The sequence below is a fragment of the Bacillus sp. BPN334 genome (assembly GCF_008368885.1).
Taxonomy (GTDB): Bacteria; Bacillota; Bacilli; order Bacillales; family Bacillaceae_G; genus Bacillus_A; species Bacillus_A wiedmannii.
In genome coordinates, this window is the sequence record NZ_QOZW01000013.1 from 150,403 (window position 1) to 176,448 (window position 26,046).

General features: G+C 30.8%; 15 protein-coding genes and 6 pseudogenes. 10 read left to right on the forward strand and 11 right to left on the reverse strand.

Translation table 11 applies throughout. The annotated features are described in order from the left end of the window. Window positions 1–820 precede the first annotated feature (820 nt). The gene (locus tag DN393_RS21140) at window positions 821–1,099 is read right to left on the reverse strand and encodes a hypothetical protein (protein WP_016135680.1); all 279 of its coding nucleotides are present in this window, start codon (window positions 1,097–1,099) and stop codon (window positions 821–823) included. A gap of 709 nt (window positions 1,100–1,808) precedes the next feature. Between DN393_RS21140 and DN393_RS31645 the strand changes: the two genes are divergently transcribed. Next, window positions 1,809–1,973 carry a hypothetical protein gene (locus tag DN393_RS31645; RefSeq protein ID WP_081339411.1) on the forward strand — a complete coding sequence of 55 codons (165 nt, stop codon included), beginning with the start codon at window positions 1,809–1,811 and terminating at the stop codon, window positions 1,971–1,973. A gap of 1,267 nt (window positions 1,974–3,240) precedes the next feature. Here the strand turns inward: DN393_RS31645 and DN393_RS32480 are convergent. From DN393_RS32480 to DN393_RS21175, 4 genes and pseudogenes are all read right to left on the reverse strand, one after another. Further along, window positions 3,241–3,522, reverse strand: a pseudogene (locus tag DN393_RS32480) (hypothetical protein). A gap of 943 nt (window positions 3,523–4,465) precedes the next feature. After that, window positions 4,466–5,124 (reverse strand): annotated as a pseudogene (locus tag DN393_RS21155) (YrrS family protein). Between the two features lie 236 nt (window positions 5,125–5,360). Beyond that, a complete protein-coding gene (locus DN393_RS21160; RefSeq protein ID WP_149173847.1) occupies window positions 5,361–5,756 on the reverse strand; it encodes a sodium:proton symporter in 396 nt (131 codons plus the stop codon). Between the two features lie 1,340 nt (window positions 5,757–7,096). Next, on the reverse strand, window positions 7,097–7,444 hold the full coding sequence (locus DN393_RS21175) for an LCI fold-containing protein (RefSeq protein WP_149173848.1): 348 nt from the start codon (window positions 7,442–7,444) through the stop codon (window positions 7,097–7,099). A 402-nt stretch (window positions 7,445–7,846) separates the two neighbouring features. Between DN393_RS21175 and DN393_RS21180 the strand changes: the two genes are divergently transcribed. After that, window positions 7,847–7,957, forward strand: a complete 111-nt coding sequence (locus tag DN393_RS21180) for a YjcZ family sporulation protein (RefSeq protein WP_000540371.1) — start codon at window positions 7,847–7,849, stop codon at window positions 7,955–7,957. Window positions 7,958–8,110: 153 nt separating this feature from the next. On the opposite strand, the pseudogene DN393_RS21185 reads toward DN393_RS21180, so the two are convergent. The 4 genes and pseudogenes from DN393_RS21185 to DN393_RS21200 all read right to left on the reverse strand — a co-directional run. Beyond that, window positions 8,111–8,263 (reverse strand): annotated as a pseudogene (locus DN393_RS21185) (DUF4320 family protein); the annotation flags it as partial. Between the two features lie 25 nt (window positions 8,264–8,288). Further along, window positions 8,289–8,738, reverse strand: a complete 450-nt coding sequence (locus tag DN393_RS21190) for a hypothetical protein (RefSeq protein ID WP_149173849.1) — start codon at window positions 8,736–8,738, stop codon at window positions 8,289–8,291. A 15-nt stretch (window positions 8,739–8,753) separates the two neighbouring features. Further along, window positions 8,754–10,253, reverse strand: a complete 1,500-nt coding sequence (locus tag DN393_RS21195) for a hypothetical protein (RefSeq protein ID WP_149173850.1) — start codon at window positions 10,251–10,253, stop codon at window positions 8,754–8,756. 19 nt (window positions 10,254–10,272) lie between these two features. Next, window positions 10,273–11,226 carry a hypothetical protein gene (locus DN393_RS21200; RefSeq protein ID WP_149173851.1) on the reverse strand — a complete coding sequence of 318 codons (954 nt, stop codon included), beginning with the start codon at window positions 11,224–11,226 and terminating at the stop codon, window positions 10,273–10,275. Window positions 11,227–14,596: 3,370 nt separating this feature from the next. Here DN393_RS21200 and DN393_RS21205 point away from each other — a divergent pair. Beyond that, the gene (locus DN393_RS21205; protein WP_149173852.1) at window positions 14,597–15,337 is read left to right on the forward strand and encodes a MerR family transcriptional regulator; all 741 of its coding nucleotides are present in this window, start codon (window positions 14,597–14,599) and stop codon (window positions 15,335–15,337) included. Between the two features lie 34 nt (window positions 15,338–15,371). On the opposite strand, the gene DN393_RS21210 is transcribed toward DN393_RS21205, so the two are convergent. Both DN393_RS21210 and DN393_RS21215 read right to left on the reverse strand, forming a co-directional pair. Beyond that, window positions 15,372–16,823, reverse strand: a complete 1,452-nt coding sequence (locus DN393_RS21210; protein WP_149173853.1) for an FtsZ/tubulin family protein — start codon at window positions 16,821–16,823, stop codon at window positions 15,372–15,374. A gap of 4 nt (window positions 16,824–16,827) precedes the next feature. Continuing rightward, window positions 16,828–17,250 (reverse strand): hypothetical protein, encoded by a 423-nt coding sequence (locus tag DN393_RS21215; RefSeq protein ID WP_088060717.1) that lies wholly within the window; start codon window positions 17,248–17,250, stop codon window positions 16,828–16,830. A 1,701-nt stretch (window positions 17,251–18,951) separates the two neighbouring features. Between DN393_RS21215 and DN393_RS21220 the strand changes: the two genes are divergently transcribed. From DN393_RS21220 to DN393_RS21250, 7 genes and pseudogenes are all read left to right on the forward strand, one after another. Beyond that, window positions 18,952–20,235, forward strand: a complete 1,284-nt coding sequence (locus DN393_RS21220) for a replication-relaxation family protein (RefSeq protein ID WP_149173854.1) — start codon at window positions 18,952–18,954, stop codon at window positions 20,233–20,235. A 190-nt stretch (window positions 20,236–20,425) separates the two neighbouring features. Beyond that, window positions 20,426–20,812, forward strand: a complete 387-nt coding sequence (locus DN393_RS21225) for a hypothetical protein (RefSeq protein ID WP_255449801.1) — start codon at window positions 20,426–20,428, stop codon at window positions 20,810–20,812. A gap of 17 nt (window positions 20,813–20,829) precedes the next feature. Continuing rightward, window positions 20,830–22,635, forward strand: a pseudogene (locus tag DN393_RS21230) (DNA translocase FtsK); the annotation flags it as partial. 96 nt (window positions 22,636–22,731) lie between these two features. Further along, window positions 22,732–23,058, forward strand: a pseudogene (locus DN393_RS21235) (RNA-binding protein); the annotation flags it as partial. A gap of 27 nt (window positions 23,059–23,085) precedes the next feature. Beyond that, window positions 23,086–24,012, forward strand: a pseudogene (locus DN393_RS21240) (hypothetical protein). A gap of 222 nt (window positions 24,013–24,234) precedes the next feature. Then, window positions 24,235–24,522 carry a hypothetical protein gene (locus tag DN393_RS21245; protein WP_149173857.1) on the forward strand — a complete coding sequence of 96 codons (288 nt, stop codon included), beginning with the start codon at window positions 24,235–24,237 and terminating at the stop codon, window positions 24,520–24,522. A 687-nt stretch (window positions 24,523–25,209) separates the two neighbouring features. After that, window positions 25,210–25,494: a hypothetical protein gene (locus DN393_RS21250; RefSeq protein WP_149173858.1), complete on the forward strand. Its 285-nt coding sequence runs from the start codon at window positions 25,210–25,212 to the stop codon at window positions 25,492–25,494. Window positions 25,495–26,046: the final 552 nt, after the last annotated feature.

The following is a 26,046-nucleotide window of genomic DNA, read 5'->3' on the forward strand; positions in this document are numbered from 1 at the left end:
TCAAACTTATTTATCCTCACATTATTGATTTCTTTGCTTCCATACACCATTCTTTTTACGATAAGTATTCTTGCCATCCATGAAGTCAGCTATCTTACCAGGAATGCTGTATTCCTTATTCTTTTTCTTAGCCTTCTTCTTCAGCTTTTTCTCTTCTTGAATAGCTTGCAGATCCGCCTTCGATTATTTCAACAAGTCCTTTTCACGCCGCATCGAATTTGTACCCCTTGGATTAAAATGTGAACCAACTAATTAGATTCTACCTATTTATATAGATATCCTTTAATCCAAATATCCGTTTTATTCACATTTTCGTTTAACCTTTACCAATTTGTGGTTATCCTTCTAAATAGAACAACAATATATTAAATTTCCTTATATACCCTTAGGAGGTCTAAAATGCTCAACTTTCGTGCAATACTACTCATCTTAGGATTCATTTTGTTTTTATATGGATTCATCGCTCTAGCGTTATTCTTTACGGCGTAATAGCAATTCAAAAAATGTGCCCATCTTATTCAACAAAAAAGAGCATCCACGTCAGTAGATGCTAGAATATGTTAAGGGAAATTCCCCAATGAGCATTGAATAGGATATAAGCGAATGGCTTGTCCTACACTATACTATATGATTTCTATATTAAAATGGTTCATCAAAAAGGCACCTTATATAGGTACCCTTTCATGAATGCAGTGGTCACACTAAAACGCTACAATACACTAGAAGAGTTGATTGTTTGGTGTTATATCATTTCTATGCCCCCCTAATATTTAATGTGTGATTTCCACATAACAAAGAAAAAGGCATCCGTATTGGATGCTTAATGTATACTAATATTAATATTGAATAACTTCATTGATAGGCTTTCTAGAACAATAAATATACTAGCTGAAACTGATCTATATCCGATATTCTTTCCTGTAACATTAATAGTAATCTCCTCTAAATGGGTTTTCACATCGTCTTTTTCAAAAATTTTGTCTTCAACCTTTTCAACTATTGCTACATTATCGACTTCTTTAAAAGTTTTCAGTAATTTTGCTTCTAATAAAATAAAATCAAAATTTTCATCTTTAACCACATTAAATTTAATTTTCATTTTTCTTTCCCCATTTTTAACTAGTTAATATATTAACATCGATATAATTATATATATTTGTATTAAATAATTCAAAAAATATGTTTTATTAACTTACTCATAATTTTCCTATCTAATAGAGAGAGAAAAATAAAAATAAACGGAAAAAGGTCTTCTTCCAAGGTCACTCGCAACCTTCTCCAAACCACCGCATCATGTAATTTTTCAGCTCATATTAGCTACGCACTTTACGTTCGGTACTTAGGAAAAGACTAAGAATCTTCTCGTTTAAACTCTGTAGAGTCGGTCAATACTTCAGCCGACCGATCTTGTGCTGACCAATCACGTTTGCATAATGTTTAATTTATATCCAAGACGTATATCTTTCTTCCGATGCCTTATTTGAAGCAATACACATGGAGAACTGAGGGAGCTCTGTTTATATTAGCTCAAACAAAGAGCGACACCCCTTGCTCAAAGAAAATGTGAGTACTTCATTAAAAGTGTAAATCACATCGTCCAAATTGATGAATTGAGGCCTATTTTAATATTTGTATATTATCCAGAAACTCGTAACCATTCAATCATGAACAACCACCCCATTCCATTCCCAGAAACAAATGACAAAGAATAATAGACTTGTATTCACTTAAAAGGATTATTTCATTAAGCTTCTATAAAACGGTAATTAATGTATATTTAATTATCCAAATATTAGGTGGTTATGCAAATGATTGAAACAATCCGAATTGCTCTTTTCACTCTTGTAGGAATAAGTGCCATATTTTCTGTAATCAAAGAATTTCAAAAACCAGAAAAAAGAAAGTTTTGGATTACATTCAAAACTTTGATTCTGATCGGGGCAGCCTGGATGTTAATAGGACTTCTCGTGTAATCTACATAATTAGTACACCCCCTTGAATAAAACTTAATATTACGTCAATACTATATATGACATTAGATTTTCTCCTTGTTCCCCCTTGGAGAACTGAGCAGTTAGCATTTGCTAGCTGTTCTTTTTTGATTCATCGTCACATTATAATGAAATGGTCATATATTATCTCGAAGCAAAAAACCCTAATTTATTTTTTAACATCTCACTTTTCCCTTAAAGAGCACTTTTTAAAGGTGCTCTTTTAAGGTTCACTGGAATAAATTTCGATATTTTGTCAATAATATAGATAGGTAATGACCATAACTCATTTAATAAAATCCCTAACCTTTCTCCTTTCCCCCTTGGAGAACCAGTCGAGCAGTTAGTTTTTTAGCTGCTCTTTTATTTATGTAAAAAGATAAAATCCTTTATAATGATTCTTCTTTATTTCTCAATATAAAGCTCTTTGGATTTTTATTAACAATCTTGTAGTGTATGAACAAAGAGTAAGGCAAGAGTTACTCTTTGCCATTTTAGGAAAGGTCCTTTTGTAGACAACGGGGCCTATTTACATATATAGATAGTTTTTTTATATTTTTCACCATTAACCACAAAAGCATCTTATAATCGTTATATGCTAAATTAATTAACGAATTAGGATTAGATCAAATGCCAGTTACACTAGAACTTATTCTTTTCATTCTTCTAGCAATTAGTGCTGTTGGCTATTTAGTAAAAGAATTTCAAAAAACTAGGGAAAGAACACTTGGAATTTCACTAGAATTCTTGGTCCTTTTCTGGTCAATATGGAGAATTTCGACTATCATAATCTGATTTGTAAAACATGAATTCCTTCGAATAAAAATCAATATTATGTCCATAATGTTGATAGGCTTGTATGCCAAAATCCATTTAGTTTTCTCTGTATCTCCTTGTATTGAGCAGTTAGTTTTTGCTAGCTGCTCTTTTATTTATGAAAAAAGATAAATTTTTTATAATGATACTTCTTTATTTCTCGATATAAAGAATCTTGGATTCTCGTTAACAATCTTATAGTATATAAATAAAGGGTAAGGTGAGAGTTACTCTTTGCCGTTTTAGGAAAGGTTCTGTTGGAAACAGCAGAACCTTTTTTCGTGATTTAAAGGTACTAAGAAAACATGAAATTTTTACCATAAAGATAATTATTAAATATTTTACGCCCATACATTATAATGGAATAGTTATTGTATATTGGCATTAAGAGGAGTGACCTGATTAAGGGCTTCTCTTTTTTTATAAAATAGCATTATTGCAATCTCCCTCTGTATATCTTCTTGATCTGCGCTTCAGGGAATCCCTCGTACACAGCAAATACTTCAGGGAACTGACTCAAATACATATCAATAATTATGTCATCTATAATTCTAATAAAGAACTACTTAACTTCACACATGTAAACGTTTTGTAGGTAATAATTCCTAATCATGCAATGGCGAGCATTTGCTTTTAAGACTTCATACAGCCTGATTTTTGTTTCATCTATATCAAATATTGATAACTGCCCTTCGATCTCAACCTTTTCAATCATTTTCCCATTCCCCTTTCAAATCAAATGACATTTTATTAGGCCTACTACGCCAATAATATACAAACAACCGTATATCAAGATTTTAAAATATTATTGTGATTCTTATATAATGTCATTTACGACTTTTTCTTTGTTCATAGGGCTCTTACGTAGTAGTAAGAGCCCTTTTTTTTATAAAAATAGATTATCAATTCACTAATTCGCATATATAGTTGTTAAATTATTAGTTAAGTGTTAAAATTCCTTATATGCTCCTTAGGGAGTTATCATGTAATTAACAAGAGTTTAAAAATTCTCGAATCTTAGCCCCTTAGAGCGCCCTCTAAGGGGCTGCAACAATTAAAATAATGTTTTTACATTCATGTGTTATCTTCAATACGTTTTATTCTTTTTTTATGTCGTGTGATATATATAACACCCCCCCTTATCCTAGTTCTGTTCCATTTCAATAATAGTTTTATACATTTTTATTCTTTTCAAAAACTATATATTAGTTATACTTAATATTCGAATTATGTTATAATATTTTGTGAAACATCACGTGTTTCAAATACAACATTTTTTGATGGCCTCTTATCTTTCCGTAAGGGGTCCTTTTTTCAAATATAAAACGTCACAAAAACGAACGTTTATGTTACAAAAATCAACGAAAAACAAAGTTTAGTAAAAAATGTGTTGATATAACCTATTTTCACACGTATCTCGACGAAAAAAATAACAGAAATTTTATAAATGTATAACAAAAAATAATCTATTTACCTACATAAAGTAGGCGCATAGATTATTTTTTTATAGACTTCCAAGTTTGTCCGCATCAGGATCTAACAAATGAGTCCAAGTAATTAATGTTGTCAACATAACAAAAAGAGTCCTGATTGATACGGACTCTTTTTTGAGTTTTTACAAAAGTAAACTTTTAAACACATAATTCCATTTCTATTATTTATTTTACCACCTGAACAGAATCTGGTTTCCACCCCTGATTCTCTACCCAATCAATATTAACCTTATATTTTTTATTACTTTGCTTATCTCGTACATTACCGTAGGCTTTATTATTACCATTATTCCCAATAAAATCGAAAATCAATTGGCTCTCTGGAACATCGATAGCATAAGAAATTGCTTTTTTCATCTCACTCCAATCTACTGTTCCTTCTTTAAATTTCATTTCAGGTTTTGCTCCTTGTTCTGTACCAATTGGCTTCCAAGAAGAATTAGTTTGAGAACCCTTTTCTTGAGATACCGTTTTTTCTCCCTCTTTATTTTCATTTTCGTTTTTACCGATTTTTCTGCCTTTAGTTTCCCTTCTAACTGTGCTGCTTCTTTCTCTTCACTTTTCTTCTCTTCTATCTTTGTTGCTTCTTTCTCTTCACTTTTCTACTCTTCTATCTTTGTTGCTTCTTTCTCTTCATTCTTCTTCTCTTCTATCTTTGTTGCTTTCTTTTCTTGAGCAATTGCTTTCTTTGATGCATCTGATAGGGTAAACAACTGGTATGTCACTATACAAACTGTCACTAATATCAAAGTAAATGCAATATTAAAAATCGCCTTTTGACGACGATTCTGTTGTTTTTCTTGAAACCTGCTTGCTTGTCCCATTCTTTAAACCTCCGTGTTTATTTTTTCCTCTATTCTTTATGTATTATCCCTATAATTCTTAATATTTTTATTAAATAATAGAAATGAACTACACTTTCCATACAGGATTTCATATCATAATAAAATTTGTTTTTTTCAAGCATCTGACATATGTTATTCAAAATAGTTTAATACATTAAAAATTGATAAGCCTCGGCACTTAAGAAACCTTTAATTTTATTCAAAGGTGATTCCAATTACGTCCATATTAGATCCTCTGTAGAAAGCTTTTTAACAATTAAACCTCTTCTTCCCTTATTTATAATTTTTAAATTAAATCTCCCTCTATGGTATAATAAAGATGTTTCGTTTTCTACTGGGGTATGTCGTAAAATCAAAAGGGATTTTATCTCTTTTGCCTTCTTTTCAGAGTAACTTTCACCACTAGGAAACTCTATTATTCCTAATGTAATCTTTAATTCGCTATCATCATAAAGCCACTCCTTATTAAGTTCCCTTATCTTTTGTATAAAGCTTCTTTTGGTTTTTCCTATATAGAGCAATGTTATATTCTTAGCATCTACTCTAGAGATTGTAAATATCCCCTTCTTAGAAGCTTCTTTTCTATTATAAAAATCATTTATACTATACAATCCATATCATTTAATATGTACTGTTTCTATGAATCTCACCTCATTTTTAGACAATATTATAATTTCTGAATGCTCAAATTATTATGGGTACATAGTCTTGATTACTTGAATTATAAATTGTGTTTTTCAATAATACATTTTATTATTACTAATTTCAATATATAGTTTAATTACAAATCTATATAAAAAACAAAGTGGTGTCGTACCAAATATTTTATTTTTCACGATATTAAACTATCGTGAAAAAAGATAGAGCGTTATAGAATAAAATTTAATGTGTATGTACGTACATTTCTTTTAAAAGAAGTTTTGTAGTTTGCAACTGAATTACAAAAAATATAGATTTTTAGAAACTAAATTGTTAAAAAGGACTACATAGTTTAGTAGCCCTTTTTAAGTCCAGAAATCTGTATGATTGATGTTTTTACCTGTTAACCTCCGTAATGCATTAATAAGTTTGTTTGGATTTTTAAATGAACAAAAAATTTACCTTACAAATAATGTAACAACTATTTAAGTACAGCCTCTGTTTTAGGACTCCTGATCGGTATTTGTTTAGTGGTATTATTATATTTACATTTTAAGATATCATCCCCATATTAAATGGGATTGTAGCAGGAGTAATGGGAAGAGCAATGGGCGTAATGATCGATATTAAGATACCTTAACCCGAATTGTATATCATTGTAATACTATTAATGATATTGTTTACAGCCACTTGGGTTACCATGAATCTATAAATTCGTAGTCAACCTGTAGAGTAGAATCTACTTCCTTATTTTTAGGTGTCTTCACTGCTATCATTCTCTTGTTAATCGTATTTCTAAATATAAGAAATTTAAAAATATACTATTATTTAAATGCAAAATTCCTTTTGTGCAATGAGAAAGTAATATCCAACCTAAAACCCACCTATTTTCGTAGATGAGTCTTATCTTTATTACACAATACCCAATTATACTCTCTTTTTTATAAACCTTATGCAATTATACATATTCGTAAAAATTACACTAAATAAATATTATATATAGTAAAATAAAAATGTGAATACATTCTATAAAACAGATTCTTTTTATAGGCGTAACATAACAATTATTATAGAAGATGTGGCGTCACTCTAATACTGATCTCAAATCTCTTGTATTTTGTAAACTAACAATCTGGTGTATATAGACGATTCTGTTTTATAGGATGTGTTTATAGGTATAACAAAGGGATAATACGGATAAGTTTATACTAAATGAACGTGGTTCAAGTCGGAGGAAGGCACCTTAGGGTGTCTTTTTTTATAGATTTCCATAAATAAAAAGCCCTGATATTAGGGTTTTTTATTAAAATTATTAATATTGTCTGCCTTCATAATGTCCATATTTACCGCCACCTGGTGCATCTCCAACTACACCTTTAAAATACCACTTAATTCTTCGATTTGTATCCTCAAAAGAGTTGGCAAAATAGCCATCTCGACTAAGGAATTTATAAGTTTTATATACGTCTCTGTCCCTATCATGTGTGAACCAGAAATCATATTCAGAATTATAATAATATGTTGTGTTTTCTAATGCTGCGATTGATGGTGACATTTTATTTGTGTTCTCTACACCTTCTGTACTCGCTGACGCAGCCCCAATTCCTCCTGTTAATGCAATACCAGTTGCTAATGCTCCAACTACTAATTTCTTGAACATAATAAATCCCCCTTAATATTTTTTATAACTTGCATCTTAAATGTATCACTTTTGTTATTTTTATAAATATTTTGAATATAAAGAAATATTTATTCGAATCTTGTCAATATTGGTAATATACTTTGTCAAATGGAAAATAGAGGGATGTATGATGATATGTAATAATGCATGTTCATTTAGAAAAAAATCGTGATAAAATCTAAGCACCTGTTCTATTTTTTCAGTTATCTTAGAAACCTTACTTTTTATTTCCCAAAATGGGAGGCGCTTTATAGCGTCTTTTTTTTATTTTCAAAAGGACCTGCTCAATCTATTCATAAAATCATAAAGTAAATTGAATTCATTAAGAACCATGAAATGAACCCTAGTTTTACCTTCTGATTTAAAGGAGGGACTATTATTATGGGATATGGTGGTAGTTGTGGCGAAGGCTGCGGTTTCGCTGGAGGATTTGCTTTATTAGTTGTATTGTTTATTTTATTAATCATTATCGGATGCAGTTGCTTCTGCTAAAAAACTATTGAGAAAGACACTCTTATAAGAGTGTCTTTCCTGCTCCTTTTAAAGATTTAATATCGATCTCGTATTTATTCCCATATGTTCTACACGATGGGATTTCTTCCTTTGCCGCATAACATAACAATTTTAAGTCGTCATCTGTGTACTGAAACCACCTGTTTGTTCTGCTAACTCTACTGTACTAGAAGTAAAATCATGTGCCTTTATTAACTGCATTCCATACAGTACACCCTCTGGTATAAGAGTTATCAATAATAAAGAAAGCGTTAGAAAAAGCGCTGTTGTTACTGTATTTTGCATTTCTTACACACCTACTTTTTCTTATTTATTTCACGTTTCCTCCAGCTTTCTTGTTGTCAGAATCTGCTTCATAAATAAATATGTGTTTTGCGTTACTTTTAATGCTGCCTTTCTTTTCATCAAATTGCTTAGTATAACTAGCAGTCTCAGCTTCTCCTTCAACCGCAATCATTGCAGGTTGCTCTTGTACAGCATGTACAGAAAACTCTCGTTTTGATGCAGGATCCTTAAATGTTGCATTTTGTTTATAAGACTTTTCAAATTCTTTCTTTGCGATTTCCGGTTCAATAGCAATTTCTTCTTGCGCTCGTAGAACACCTACTTTTACGGCTTTATCCATTGCTGTACTTCCAGCGCGTTCTAATGCAGACTTATTATCTGTGTGTGTTGTATCTCCAATAATCATATCTGTCATTAAGAATAAACAGCCAACAAATAATAATAATGAGGCGGCACCTATAATAAATTTTTGCATCTCTCTTCACCCCCCTTAATTTTCAGACTTCCGAAAACGAAATCCACTTAAAATAGAACTTTTCTTTTGGTTCAACAATTGGTTTGGTAGCAATAACTCTGCTATTTCCTTCATTATTCCTTCAAGCTCTTTATAATAGTTCCGACTAGATAGTAACGTACTACTATTTAATTGAGATTCAAACACATCTTCTATCTCATATGGTGCTAAAGCAGTTAATAACTTCTCTCCAAAACATTCTTCTACTACTTCATTCTTTAAAAGGGCAGAAGAAAACTTATTCCCAATGATTCTCGTTTTCTCTAAAGCTAAGTAAGAAACGAGCTTTCTCTCTTTTGGTGTAAGGGGATGTGCTATCTTTAGCAATTGATGCAGATCTGGTTCCGCTACAAAGAATATATAATCTGCCATTTCGCATATTTCATGATATAAATCTTTATCCCAATCGTAACCCGCATCAACAATAGATATAGGTGCTTCTTGGTTTGCCAATAAAACCTTAATAAAATGGTCAAAGTCATGCTCTGTTTCTATTTTTAGCTCTTGGTCCACTATAGGATTCTTTACGATATAATTTATTTTTCCTTGCTTCCATTTTGGAATTGATAATATATCAGATTCCTTCTGTAACATCTCTTTATATCGCTGCAACATAAATTCACTACGATAGTTTTCTGGTGCTTCCGTATATCCCTTTAGTAACGGATACGTATAGCCATCATCATAAAGATTTTCTATATAATTCACATCAATCTGTAATTCATTTAAGTAAGCAGCTAAAAGATGTGAAACAAAAGTAGCACCACTTCTCCTATTCATACTGGCCACAACAATTGTTCTTCTTGGAATGGCAATACCAATTTGTTTTTCATATACCGGCTCAAAAGCCAATTTATAATGTTTTTTTATAATAGGTGCTTGTGGCGTCTCTTCTGGGACAGATTTACGCTTTTGTTTGTTTTTAAATAATTTGTTGGAAATAGAGGCAGGTTCACTGTTGCTACCTTCATCTATTTCACTTGATACTTCCTCTTCTTGCTTATCTGCAGGAACCTCAGGCAACTTTGTTTGTTTGGGTGCCTGACTTGCTCCTACAATTTCCGCTACATTTTTTATATCTGATTCTTGTAGCAGCTGCGGGATAACTTTATTATCAATATCAATTTTACGAGAGTTAAAAATGTCATAGATACCTAGATAAATTAGTTTCGCCAAAAACTCATCATCATTTTCACGCTCTGTAAATACCACAATACGAATATCCCGATTAAAGCGAATATCCCTTAACTTCTGTAAAATAATTAATTCCCGTTTATCTTCTTGTCCCGCATCAATATTTAAACGTTTGTCATTAATACATAAAATATTGGGTTGTTCCGTATCTAGAATTTCATCTAGATACTTGATGTGCATCACATCACTATCAGCTACTTCAAATCCCGCACCAATAAAATCCTCACGTAAATATGCCGTATATACAGTATCACTAATAGCTAATACAATTTTCTTCACCATAGCTAACCTCCTACAAACTCTAACGTTGGATTAAAATCATGTTTTCGATTGGAATCTGTGCCTGAAGATGAACCTTCCCAATAATCTCGTTCAGTATATACTCCATTTCAACTTGTTCAATTGGACGTGGAGCCCCAAAATCAGAATTTAGTTTTACTCGTATTTCTAATCGATCTTGTATCTCATGTAAAGGTGTATCAAGATAAAGAATGCTGTAGTATAAAACACCATTTTCAATATTTTTTTGAATCATATCCTTTGTTTGATGAATAAATGTAACCTCAGCAAGCTCAATGAAAGGATTATCAATTGTTACTTTACTGTTCCAATTTAAATCCCAAATCTCGCAATGTTCTTCCGCATGTACAACAACTCCATTGACAGAAGGCGTAATTGAGAAGAGACGATCTACAGGAACTTTGGTTAACGAAGTACTATCACCCTTCTCTAATTCAAATCCTTTTTCCAATCGCTCATGTTCAAAAGCACATTCAGCACCAGCGTATGCAATTTCACAAAATACCTGTTCTAATAGTGGACGAATCCCCTCGTATGTTCGTATAGCAAACACACTAAATTCCTGCGTTTCATCTGTTCGAATGATTTCGTACAATTCATATCCGGATGCATTTGCTAAGGCAAAAGGAATATCTTTTATAAAGTTAGGATCAGTATATAAAGTGTCTGGAATTTGTGTTTCAGGATGATGTATAAACTCTAGGCAAAGTTGATACCCTTTTAAAAACGCATTCTTAGCTGCTGCTGGGAATAAAATTTCAAAATGTTTTACATTATTTTTAAATTTTTGTTCTTCAACTTCGTTATTAAATTCTCTTTCTTGTAAGATATTCGTTCTATTACCTAACTGCAAAAAGTAATGATTAATCATTCGATTAATACTTTCCTCAAATGTTGTATTATCCTCACAATACTTTGTAAATCTCTTTTTACTCAGGTTTATTATTTCATTCATAGCCTGGATTCTCACTCTCAAATGTTATATATACAAAAAAAGACACACCAATGGCAGGTTATGTGCCTTCGGTGTGTCCGTTTAGCTAGAAATTAAATCTATTAATTTGTATATTAACCTTGAATAATTGTCATTCACACATAAGAATAAAGCTATAATTTTTAAAAGTCAATAGCTTTATTGCATCCTTGTGCATATATAATTATTCCTCTTTCTCTATACTTCCATGTATCTAAACTCAAAAATACAGTTAATTACATAAACTTCTATATTAATCAAACAATTTTTAGAATAATACAATGTACAGAAGATTATTTACTAGAAATCTGCAATTATTATAACAAAATCTCATAATTTTATTTACGATTAAATTTTTAAAACTACTTAACATACAATCGCCCCCATATTAATATTATGTAAACAATAAAAAGCCGATTTTATTAAGTACACTCACATTCATATATATACCGACATTAATATGTAAAGAAAAATCCAAGGAGAATTATTAATTTCATATCAACATTTTAATAGAATAAGTATATATATAAGATGTCTTAATATCTTATATATATACTTATTAATAGGAAAATTATAAATAACCATCTGTTAATAGCAATATACATTTAGATTTTTATCATCTTCATGTAGAAAAACTATTACATTTCAATAAATTCTCTTAACAAACCACTATATTCAAAAGATTACTCCAAGAGATCTGGAGCTTTCATAAAAAACACTATAATCTTAATATATTATTCAACTTTCGAAACTCCATTATCTCTGTTATTAATGTCATATAAACAAGAAAAAACCATTTCGCACCTTAAATTCACATCGACATATCAACTGACATTGATATGTCGAACGAAAACCGAAAAAAATGTTAATTTTATATCAACAGTTTTTATGCAATAAATACAAATACTCATTAATAATTTAAAAATACGTTTTACGGTAATATTATTCATAGCTAGTAATGCTGTAATATAAACATTTAATAAATAAATAAATTAATTACTTATTAACTAAATATAAAACTTCTAATCAAATGCAAATCTCAATCTATTAATATACTATCACATTAACATTTTATCCTTTTGGTTAACATGAAGTTGACAATAGAATATAGTAAAGTATTTAAATTCAATTTTATGTTAATAATAGTGGTGCAGATATTTGCTACAGAATCAACCAATCATTGTTTACATGTTAATTATACACACGAAATCAAGCAATTATACATTCAGATCCTTGTCACTTTCATTTAAACTAACTTTTACATGTCATTCAAATCTTTTAATGTATCACTTATTTAAATGATTACTTCAAGAGGCCTGGAGCTTTTGTACAAAATACCAAGATGTTTATATACCATTTGAACTTTCAAAACTACATTATCCCTATTATTGATGTCATTTGAATAAGAAAATCCCCCTTTGAAACGCGCACTCACATTGACACATCAATCGACATTGACATGTAATCATAGAAACTACATTAAATGTTGATTTCATATCAACATTCTGGGTGCATTAACGATAAATATTTATTAACAACTCTATAGGAAAACACTTTTTAAATAGAAACATTGTTAATAGCTATCAATTCTGTAACTTGATCTTCTAATAAATTTATTAATTACTTAAATACTTATCACAAGATATAAGACTTCTAATCATGTACACAGTTCCATCTATCAATACTCTATATGAAACTATCGTATTAACATTTCATTCCTTTGGTTGACATGAAATTGACATTAGGATCTAGTAAGGTGTTTTAATATCGATCTCATGTGAATGATAGAAGTGTAGATTTGAGGAATTATGCATTCAGATCCCCGCCACTTTCGTTTAAACTAACTTTTACATGTAAATCAAACCTTATAGCGTACTACTTATCTTTAAATAATCACTTCAAGAGACCTGGAGCTTTTGTACAAAATACCATAATGTTTATATACAATTGAACTCTCAAAGCTACATTATCTCTGTTATCGATGTTATATGAACAAGAAACAACCTCTTCACAACACGCACTCACATTGATATATCAACTGATATTGACATGTAGTGCCAAGCTTGAAGTAATGTGTTGATTTCATATCAACACCTATAATACAATAAGTATAAATACTCATCAATAACCCTATTAAAAACAGTTTATAATAGGGTATTGCTAATAGCTATTAATTCTGTAACTTGAACTTCTAATAAATTAATCACTAACAAGATATAACACTTCTAACTATGTAAAAAGTTCAATTTATCAATAACCTATATACAACTACCATATTTACAGTTTATCCTTTTGGTTGACATGAAATTGACAATAAACTATAGTAATGTGTTTTAATATCAATCTCATGTTAATAATAGAAGTTTAGATATTTGCAACAGAATCAGTCAATAATTAATTATATGTTAGTTCATCCGCTAAATTAAGTATTATTACAAAGTTGTTAAAAGACTTATTCGATTAATTTGAATGAGTCTTTCTTATATTTGATCCCATATAAATAAGAACATCGCCAATACAACGATAGCTAATGATAGTTCAGTTGACAAGACATTGATATTTATCCACCAAAAATCCTTTCTATGTCAATCTCATATCTCGTGTTAATGTCAGTAGGGGTGAAATTTTATCCAAAATGAGTGATTTCAACCTTTAACAACAGCTGTCTTGTTGAAAATTAAACAAATGACATCTTGTGATTGTTTGAAAATCACGAGTGTTAACACGGTGACATAAATCTATCTCAAATATTCCATACACTATTAAAATACATGTAAATATCCTATTGATTGTGACATAGAGTAGGCATTAAACCTTAAAGTCGATTCACATTAATTCTAATCCTATATTCCTAGCAATATTTGTCCTCATAAAATACTGCTAATTTGGTTATATTATTACCTTTTTTTCTAGCTATTATACATTATAATTTAAATTCCCTAGCTTACATTAGTTGATTTTTCCGCACTATCATTGATTATCTCCTCATAACTTGTTTACAAAATACCTATATTTCCTTATCATTAGTATTAAGTAACGTGTTTTGTTAATCTCATGGCAACTATCAGTAATCTTGCTAACATAAAAGATAGTGTTATCCATTGATAGAACATTGCCATTTATATACTTTAGGGTGACAATAGTATCAACAAGTCCAGCGTATTCTATTTAGATAGGTCATGTTCTGTTAACAAACATTCGTTTACATGTTAATTTTATATTTCATATGAGTTACTTAATACATAGGGATTTGCATACATGTTAGCGAAATACTACCTAACATGTTAATTTCAGTCCACATGTTAATTTCAAATTGAGTGTTCATGAGCTGATTTTTAAGGAGGTTGTTACAATGATTGAACAAAAAAGCGAATCACATGACCATCAAACTAACGATGATGACATATTAGATGATAATATTTTTGAAAAGGCATGGCGAATAACTGAATTCTCTAAACTAGTTGGACGTCATCACAATACTGTTTATAATTGGTTCAATATATTAGAGGAAAAAGGGCTCCACGAAACGTTAAGAACCCAAAACACAAATGAAAAACTTTATAATACATTAGATCTTGAAATTGCTCTATTTATTAAGCAAAAAAGGGATGAGAAATGGTCTTTAGATGCAATTATTGACCTATTACCACACCAATTCGATTTAAGACCTGTATCACCAGAAAATCAATCAAATGAAGTGTCTACTGAATTAAACCTTCAGGCCACTGCAGAAATCATTGAAAAAATGGTAGCTAAACAGTTAGAAGAAAAAATACAACATATTGAGTCTCGTTACGAAGAGAGGGTAGACAGTTTACTTAAACAGTTACCACAACCCGAAGATGCAGAAACCGTAAAATTACGTCAGCGCCAAGATAGACTTGATAATTTCATTATTGAGCATAGGGCACGTCAGGAGTTAAGAAAGCAGGCAGAAGGCCTGTGGAATAGTAAAGCTGAAGAGGAACGTACTAGAAAGGTAGGATGGTTTAAAAAAGAGGAAGATTTGGGTAAAAAACAACTCTTCATTGAACAGTATATACAGGATAATATAATTGATTATATAAAATCTCTTATGAATTCTGTGGAATAATAAAAAAGTCTGGAACTTAGTCCAGACTTTTTTATTATTTTGTAGTACCAAACATCTTATCAGGATCTAGAAAATCTGCTAAATCTTCTTCTTCATTTGCTCCAGCATCATTTTCTTCGTCACTACCCATATCGATAAAATCTCCAAATGCAAAACCTAAATCCTCATCCTCATCAATACTCTCGATAGTACTAATTTGAGACTTTGTAAACTGAATCTGGCTTTGTCTTTCTTTAAACTCATTAAATTCTTCAACTAATCCTTTAGATAGTCTTGATGGTAATGCATCAGTTTTATAGAACGTATATACACTTCCTAAGAAATCATTTTTACTTACCAAATATCCGTTAAAAACTGTACCGTTTATAGGTAGATTATTTGAAACTTCTACCTTAGCATCATCCATAAAGGAATCATTAATATTTTTTTGCTCATCTAAGATAGCAAGCATACCAAAATGATGTACTTTTGACGCTTCTACAGAACCGTCGTTATTCTTCTTCATCAAATCAATTGGGGGATGGAAAGAGCTACCTCTTAATGATTCTTGGAACATCTCTATAATTGCATGGCTATTTTCTATTTGGTTCATATTACGTGAAACCTTATTAATTACTAAACAGCCCGTTTTCTCAAGTAAAATACGCTTAAAGTCTTGAGAATCGAGTATTACAGATGTACCAGATCCATTGGCAGCGGTATTTAGCTCATGAATAATTTCACTAATGCGTTGATTTGCATAATCCCGTGAATTGGCGATACCTTTTTTCTCATTTTCATTTAATTCCTTAAATTCATCGTAGAAGTGCTGATTATCAGCAAATACTACAAAGGCTACACCTTTGGATTTATCATTTGCTAATTTCCAAATCTCCTGTGAAAATTTATTTACTTGTCGTAATACATCCGGCCCATCTGCTCGAACGGGAAGTGTTACAACAATCCCCATTTTAATAAAATCTTTGCGCTCAATAGCATTTTCAAAAGCAATTCTCGCAAACTTTGCTTGATTTGCTTTGATTTCAGACATTGGATATTGCTGAGCAACTTTTTGTAATTCTTGTCTGATTACTGGTTTATTATGAAAAGCCGAAAATTCTTCAATAGCTTTAATGATTGTAGAAGTTCCTGTTCCTCCACCTAAACCTGCAAAGAATAAAACAAGTTCATCAGAAGGTCTTACACGTTCAGTAATAAATTCTTTTAATTTATCTTTTGCTTCCTCATTTGAATCAAGAACTTTTAACGCACGCTCAGGGTTCTTACCTAAACCACCTAATTTAAGTGAAACTTGATTACTTTTTGGTACATTTTTTAATTCAGCTAGATCTCCATCATTACTATTTAGTGCTAAGCAATTATATACTGCTGTGCCATCTGTATGTGTATATTCCGCAAATTTATCTACCATTCTAGTACCAGCTTGACCAAATCCAACCATTGTCATTTTAACTGCTACTTCATTTTTTAAGAAGTTTTTTGCCATTACTTTATCTCTCCTTATTTACCTTTTTTCTTTTCCCTAACTCAATAAGTACTTGTTGCCCTCTATAAGTTGAGATTAAAAATTTATATGGGTGCATAGTCTTTTCATAGATTAAAGACATTGATGATAGTGTACTTACACTTATTTCGGCTGAACGTCTAGATATATTTGTACGTTCAACTTCTAATGAATAGGATTTACCTTTTTTCTTCTTTACTCTCCTATCAATAACCACATTTTCCACTATTTCATTAATCGATATGCCCCTCATGTACTTTGTCTCTTGAAATTGTTTATTTACTACGTTTCCTATGTATAGAAATACACTGTAGAGTATTTCATCTTGTTCAATTATATCAGCAAACATGTTTACTACTTCATCTGCAAACTTGATTGTTTGATATTTTTCACTTAAAACCTCGTTCAAGTTGTCCCCCCCTTAAAGCATTGGTTAATTATTCCTAGAAACATAGTACATCATTACACGTCGTATATCAAGTCATTATAAATAAAACTTATATATAGGTCTTATATATAAGACCTATATTAATAAAATCATAAAGAATCTATGTTTTATAAGGGTTTTTATATACAGCGTATATATAACGCGTATATATGTTATATCAATCTTAAATTTCATGTGATTTACATTTTAATTAATTGTAATAAAACACTATAGAAAAAAACTGATAAAAACACATAAAAAATCACTCCTTTTTATTAACATAAAACTTACAAAAATATGTATACGACTTATATATAAGTTTTATATATAAGTCGTATACATAAACACTGTTATAACAACAATAAATTGAATTTTATTCACAAAATTATTTGATATTATTTTATATAAGCTGTATAACTAAGTTTTATATATAATTCTTACTTATACAGCTTATATAAATCGCATCTAAAATATTAAATATCCAAACACCTACTATCATACGCGTGTAGATATGTTACTAAGGAAATTTCATGAAGATCTTATAACAATTCACACTAAGTTTTTTTATTACTTAATTGGTTTGAAGGAATCTATCTCTTATAAGGACGATAATTGTTAATGTTATGTTAATGCGCTGTTCTTTACCTAGTGCTTGTTAGTTCACATGAATGTATATGTTAACAGAAAAAATATGCTCTGTGCATCATTTGAATACAATTCCTTGTCAATTTCAGTCATTCTTAGAAAGCCATTAGGAGAGGCTGTTAATTTCATATAAACAACAAAAATCATCCCAAATTATCATTAACATGCAAAAAAGAAAGTCCAAGGTTAAGCTGGTTGATGCAATAGTTCTTAAGATCCTTGTAAATAATCTTTTAAACTAAGATATTCTAATAGAATTATGTTAAAAATTTGCATCACTGTTATGAAAAAGGAACATTTATGTAAATGGAATTATTAACAGTAAGTTCTTATCTTATTAACATCAAAGTGATACTTACATTACACTAAAAGTCTTATTCATTTAGGAGGAATGATGATAGCAATTAGAACTTCACATAAAATTAACAACTAATTAACTTCATGTGAATGGAACCCTTATGTTAAGAACATGTAAACACATTTTTAACGTACTAACGATTTAGTACAAACTATAATTTTTTATTTATATAAACGAATTTATTGTTTTATGAGGTGAAACACCTAAAAGAATAAGTAGAATTTTTACACTGAATCTATAACAAAAGTAGGAGAGGGCACTTCAACAAAAAGTTTACTTTCTAAAAAATATAGGGAAAGCTACTTTTTGCTATCAAAAGTCTCATTATAATTCTTGAATAATTGTAATCAATCCAAATGTTATGGCGTCCTATCTAATAATTGTTAGGACGCCATAACATTATTTTATTAACGAAATTTCATTATAACTATTGTTAGATGTCTAGTAGTATACCGACCTAACAATACGAAAGGTTTAATAGACCCACATAAACCCATAATCTATAAGAGATTTATAAGTGCAATTACAATCCCAACTCTGGTGTACAAAATTGGGTATCTCTGAAAAGCAAAACCTCTTATTCATGTTTTCTTATTTTACAACCACTATATCGATGTAATATTATATTAAAAATGATAGTTATTTAATTTAAGTCTAATTCAATATAAGAGGTGTATACTTTGTCCGGAGAAGTGTATAAATATAAACGTCCAGGTACCAAAAAACATTTTCACTTAAAAGAAGCAGACGTTTTTATGTTAACAGTTTTATATTACAAAAGAGCTCTTACAACACGACAAATCACAATGTTATATAGTGCATTTGAGGGAAGGGAATGTTCTGAAGCTAGCATATTTACAAAGCTTGATCGATACTCACAATACGGAGCTATGCTAACTAAAAAAATAGATAAAAGGGATGACAGCATTACGAAACGTGCCTTATTTTCCTTAAAAGAAAAAACAATTGAATTTTTAATGGGGATAGGGAGAATTCCCATTAAAAGTTCCAAAAGAAGGTACTCACGAGCAACTTCTTTTCACACAGTATGTTCACGCGAAGTCATTATGCGTACTCTTCTAGCGACTACAAAGAAAACTCAAACCAATGAATTATTATATAAAATGGATATTCGTTCTTTTTACCAGAAACAAAATATGAAAATTGAGGATGACCAGTTGCCTTTGATTCCTGATGAACATATTTCATATCAAGGTAAAAATATCTATATCGAGATGGATATGTGTAAAGAAACAAATACTACCTTAGTTGAAAAAGTAGGTAAGTACATAGAATTCTCACAAAAAACTAATGAGAATATAACCGTTGTTTTTGTTATGTACGACAAAACTATGTTTCTTGCAGAAGATGCTGAACCACCATACGTGCGGATGAAAAATCTATTATTTTCTATGCGGAAATATCATGAAATTTTAATGAATCAAACCAATCTACATGTACACGTCTGCTCACTTAAAAATGCTGGAGATGTTATTTCAGATATCATCCTTGGAAAAGATGATAATCAAAACTTCGAACAAGATATTCTTTTATCTTTATCTCAACGTACAGTTGGAGATGCCGATTGGCGTTACGCATTTGTTGAAAAGGTTCAAACGTTCAAAGAACCAATAGATGGAGGACTTCGACGAACGTATAGGAGAGATAAAGATGTGATCCAAGATTTCTTCTTTATTTTCGGAAATGAAAATGATTACAGGATGATTGCTAGACTAGACGATGTCGTATTTTCAAGAAAAGAAGGGGACGAAGGCGTTCCACTTGTTGTTATTTATCCGAAACGTGAGAAACCTAGAGATATTCTTTTAATGAACACTTATAACAACGTAATACTACTATCCTTACAAAATGAGAGTGTCACTATAGACGCGAATGAACAGATCATGGCACGTACTGCAAATAACATTCATCCAAAGAGACGTAAACTTGTAGAATTATATTAATCCGTTGTTTTTTATATACTTCTATATAATTTTATTGATTTCTATTTTTTAAGGTGTTAGAATAGCGATTGAACATATAATAAAAACTACAATCAAATCAGAACATATGAAATTAAGGCAAGCGACACACGCTGTTTTTACAGTGGGTGTCGCTTGTCTTTTTTTATATGGAGAAAGGGGGAAAATGATAATGAATTTACAATTTGCATCAACAACGAATGGAGGAGTGCTCTCTGCAAGAGAAGCATTTAAGAATCCAGAACTTGTCCTAAAACATATGACAGAAGAGGGGGCAACGTTTAGTGTTTCTCTACAAGATATCCAAATCCCAGGAAAACCGAATTGCTTTTGGTATGATGTCATAATTGAAACGGCAACGAATAAAAAAATAGAAGTAAATATTGCGGTACTTTCACAAGAAGAATACGAGCAACTATGCGAAAGAAATAGCATTGATTTATATTTAAAACAAACCGAAGATGCAGCTAAATTCTTTTTAGAAAAATCAAAAGAACAATTTAAACAAGAATTCAATAATCGATTTACACTCCATCATAAAGCTCAATTATATCTGTAAGAGGTAGGTGGGCCTATGATGAGTTTCCGGATTATGTTGTGCGGCCATTTAAAGAATTCCCTGCACAATCTCGTAAATATAAAGTAATTCTAACAATCGCTAGCCAAACACTATCTCAATTGGCTCTCGACTTCACAGAGCATTACATGTTTACCTTACTGGGCTCATTCCGTAACAAAATGATATTTGGAGATGTAACGCCATATGATACAAAAATCTTCTCTGACATGTTTGGTGAGAAAGAGGAATTTAAAGAGGCGGAATCCGAACAAGGTATTTCTCCTATGCAAGAGAATCCTGTTAGTCAATTAGGATCAACCTATCAGAAAACAAAAGAAGTTATTATGTCACCAGGAGATATCATGGCACAAGGTGCATTTATCTGTGCTGCTCGTATTGTACAAGACAATCATGTCCAACCCGTACAACAAATTACGAGAAATTTTGTACCAAAAGAAGCATATGTTCAAGCGGTTATTCAGGTAGATATGAAAATAGGACGATATTGGGAAAATGAACGTCTCCGTCTGATTAATGAATCTATTGTCAAAGCAAATCCTATCAAGCATGTAGATGCAGAGAAGATGAAAGAATTTGTACCTTTATTCCCTATTCAAGATGAGGAAATGGAGAAAGATATACCAATAAAATTACAAGATGAGCAACAATACATTGTATCATTGAAGAATTATAGGGGACATAAATCCGAAAGTACAACCTCTTCTAACGATTCTGCAGTTGTCAGCCAACAGATCGAGGTTGATAAAGAAGTGGGTGAAAATAAATTGTATAAAGAAATTAAAGGATTCGTTATTGAATCACAACAAGTCTCTCCAGCCTTTCTGCAAAGAAAATTTAAAATTAGCTATATGAAAGCTGCTCGATTTATTGAGAAGTTAGAACAAAATCAAATTGTAAGTTCTTATGCAGGGAATGGCCCTCGTACAGTTCTAATTTCAAAAGATAATAGTATACCAATATTACCAAGAGAATCAGATATTAATACTACCCAATCACCTAATATAAGTATAGAGAATACTATATCACAAAAAGTAGCCACTTCAGGCGAAGACAACGAGGTCACGCAAGGAGAGAAAAGTTTCTTTAAAGATATTCTATATGACGATGTTTTAGCTTTTGTAAAAGAAGCTGGTACCACGTCTATATCTTTACTGCAGGACAATTTTAAAATAAATTATACACGTGCATCGAGATTAATAGACGCCTTACAACGAAATGGCGAGCTGCCAGTATTAAAAGAAATATCAATAGAAAGTGTAAGTCCTGAAATAACAAATACATTCTCGGAAGAAAATATTGAGGAAGTCATAAGTATAGAATTACCTCATATGGAAGAATGCCATGAAATAAACATGGGGGTAGAGGAAATGAACAAAGAATTATCTATTACTATGCTAGAACAAGAGTGGGACAAAGATTCCATAATGCATTCCGAAATTTCTAATGAGACTGAACCATTTCTAGAAAAATTTTCATCAAACCGACTTCCAATTGCAAAAACAATTGATCATATTGAAGAGAATAAACTCGAAGAGGAAGTTGCAAAAGTTTACGAATCCATTAACCTTACTGTTCATCAAAACTTAGAAAAAAACATGGTAGAGACCATTAGAAATGATGAGGAACAGCGTCAATATAAACTCATGAGCTATAAAAAACAACAAAATCGCTTGAAATCCCAACAAAAAAATAAGTATAACAATACACAATCACTACTTAATAAAAATGAGGAACCAAAGAACAAAACATCGAATGTTATGAGTAAAATCCTGGATGATATATTTGGTAATATCGAAAACTAGCTTATTAATATTCAAACTCTACATCTCAATAAACTTATATAATTTTTAAAATACCCATCTACCTAATATATGATAAAATAAAACTAATAATCATGTAAAAAAAATGGCCGTTATGAATTTAGAGGAAATAAAAAGAAACTAGAAACAGATCCAATGGATAAGCTATTAGAGCTAAAGAAACGCCGTGACCGCTTTGTAGGTAAAATAGTAGGGGTAGATGCAATTGCTGGTATTTTCGTAGAAGTTGCACCAGGTATTCAGTTTAAAGGACTAAAGATCCGTAATCTTGCCAACCCAACTGCGGAAGATGCAATAAACCAAACGATTGTTACATGCGAGCTGCTTAATATCGATGCCAAAAATAGAAAAGGAACTGTGCGTATCCTAAATTATCCCCAAGGACAGAGTAAAAAATCTAATTAGTCAATTTACCAATTTTAATGGATGATTATGCGTACAATAGAGAAACAATTGTCTACTTATGTACCATCTATTCCTCATTTATCAAATGAGGATGTACAGGGACTTCAAATATATCGAATACATGAACTGGATAAATCCTATGTATTCCATTCTTATGAAGAATTGGTTAAGTTTAAGCAGCGTTTGACAGAGGAACAGTATGCCATACTCACTTTCATTGGTGTTCATACATCTGTTCGATTCAATCATTTACTATATTTATTCAAGAACAAATACTCACGTAAGAAAATCACTGATGCACTTCAAGGATTACTTTACTATCGCCTAATTGAAAAATGGCGGGTTAAGAGTTTTGATATGGAAATCTTTGAAGAAACATATACATGATCCGATAATGGTTACAAGCTCTTAAAATACTGGAAAGGTAATATGTTCTTCTTTGCTCCAGAGCGTCTTGATAATCACGGTAAATATGTTCATCTACGCTATTGGCATGATATAGATCTACTTTGCCACCTGCGTTATGCTCCTTCCTTTATAGGGCATATTATGCATCCATCTATTAGTAAAGGGGTTTTTACCCCTCCTTTAAGTTTTGCTGCGCAGGGCGGAGTAAATCAAGAATTTAATTTTGTTGTATACTCTACCTTATTAACAGATAAAAAGGATCGCTTCAGACAAATTATCGCTAAATGGAGAGATTTCGTAGAGTCAGGTAAGGATGTTATCATAAAAGATTTAAGGAATAACCCTACAATCCTAGTTATTTATGTTTCTACTGAAAAACAAGCAAAGCAAATTAATAATGAACTACTACTTGATTTAATTCCTGGTAAAGTATTGCTATGTATAGGAGAAACATTACATGTAGAAGGATTACAACATGCTTTTTATCAGCCTCTTGCAGAGGGAGAGATTAAGCAATTAAATACAAAGCTATTTACTATAAACTAAGCGACCCTTACAAGCTATTGCTTTCTTTTAAAGGGTGGCTTGTTTGTTGTATAAAAAGCACGAAATATTCGAAAAAATTAAAGAAAACTAATTATCCTGTGTCTACCTCTATACAAAGTGCGGATTTTACGAAATAATACTATTTGATGCCTGGTTTAACAACAATGATATATACAAATGTTGTTATTATTGAAATGAAATATACAAGAAAGGAGTAATACATTGCTACGCATACAAAGAGGGTACATGTACGATCCGGATGATAATGAAGTAATTGTAAATGAAATTTTCTACGATGCTGCTTCAGATAAAAAGCTAGGAAGTAAGATGGGGGGATTTGGTGCAGTAAAACTACCCACTGCTATTTTTCGAAAGGTTCAAGAAAATGAAAGTAAGTCCTATATGGAAAATATTGAAGTTGCAAAAGGAACTATTAGAGAAATACTTATTTATTTAGACCAAAATCAAAAACCAGAAAAACTATATTTTGAAATGCAGTACATGAAGTAACACCAAGAACCGAAAATAAGGGGGGGGATTTGTAGCAGTGGAAACAGGGACATTATTATTTAATACATATAATAACTGCATATAAAACCTCTTCTTATATTCTTTTAATTAAAACAATTGAATACAATATAAAAATAGTTTAATATAAAAATATGCTTATTGTTTAATTGATTCCGTTTATTCCCACGCCTTATGGGTTGTGGTTGAGTTGTAGAAGCAAGTTGTGTTCTTGTTTCAATTGTGAAAGGGCTTCTTTGAGCCGATTAATGTATATAGCTTATTTTGCTATGCGCATTTTCAATCGACTTAAAGAAGCCCTTTTTATGTTGTCTTTAAGTTAGGAATCACTTGTAAATAGACCTTTTGGGCTAATAATATGCTAAATGAAAAAAGTACATATATTGTGCTTTTTTCATTTAATTTAGAGGAGGGATCATATGGAACTTTACGAAGTATGGCATAAGAAAAACAATGTGAAGAATGAATTCGTAGTCTAACTCTTTAGTATTGTTAAGACTTTTTGAATTCAAAACTAAAAAAGGATATTAAATACTAATTTATAGTAGAGTAGAGAAATAATGGAATATATAAATTAGTAACTAGGGATTTTATATAGAAATAAGGTACTCGTTGCAATGTTAAAAGCACAAGGAATTAGAAAACGAAAAATGAGAGGAGCACTATAATATGATTACAGTTAACCGAGGATATATGTATGATCCAGATGATAATAAGGTCTTAATTACCGAAATTTATTATGAAGCTGCTACCGATACTAAGTTAGGAAGTAAGATGGGGAATTTATCTTACACAGTTATCCCTAATGAAATTAAAGAAAAAATAGAAGCAGCTGCTTCATTATCTTATATGGAAAACATTCAGATGTCTCAGCAATTAGCTGATGTATATCAAAATGAAATTAACATGTATGGAAAACCGGAAAAATTGTACTTTGAGTACACAAACATGTAAGAGGCGCAAAGACATTGAACCATTTGGTTCAATGTCTTTTTTTAATAAGCTACAGAAAAAAGAATAAATAGGAAAAGATATTTGTTCATTTTTGAGATGAAGTAACGTTATAAAATAACCATATCAATTTCCTGGGCCAAAAAGCCTTTAAGGGAATAATATCAACCGATGAATTGGTATAAATGTAAAAAATATGAGAGTGTAATCATTAGACAATCCTAAATTACAACATAAATTAATACCCCAAAAACGTATGTAATGTCGTCCTCAATACTATTAAAACCAGTATTATAATATCATTTATATATTAAAATATTTAAAAAGTATATCACAAAATATTCAGATTTTTAGAGTTGCTATTTTCATATGATTTCATTTATTATAATCATCGAGCTAGTTCCAAATGCCCATGAAAATAGATATGACTTGGTCTATTTTAGGCATACTTTTATCTGTTATAACAACAATCATTGTGGTTTGGATAGCAGCAAAACAATCATTATCAGCTAAACCTATACACCTTTTACAAAATAAATAAATAAAAAAGCGTAT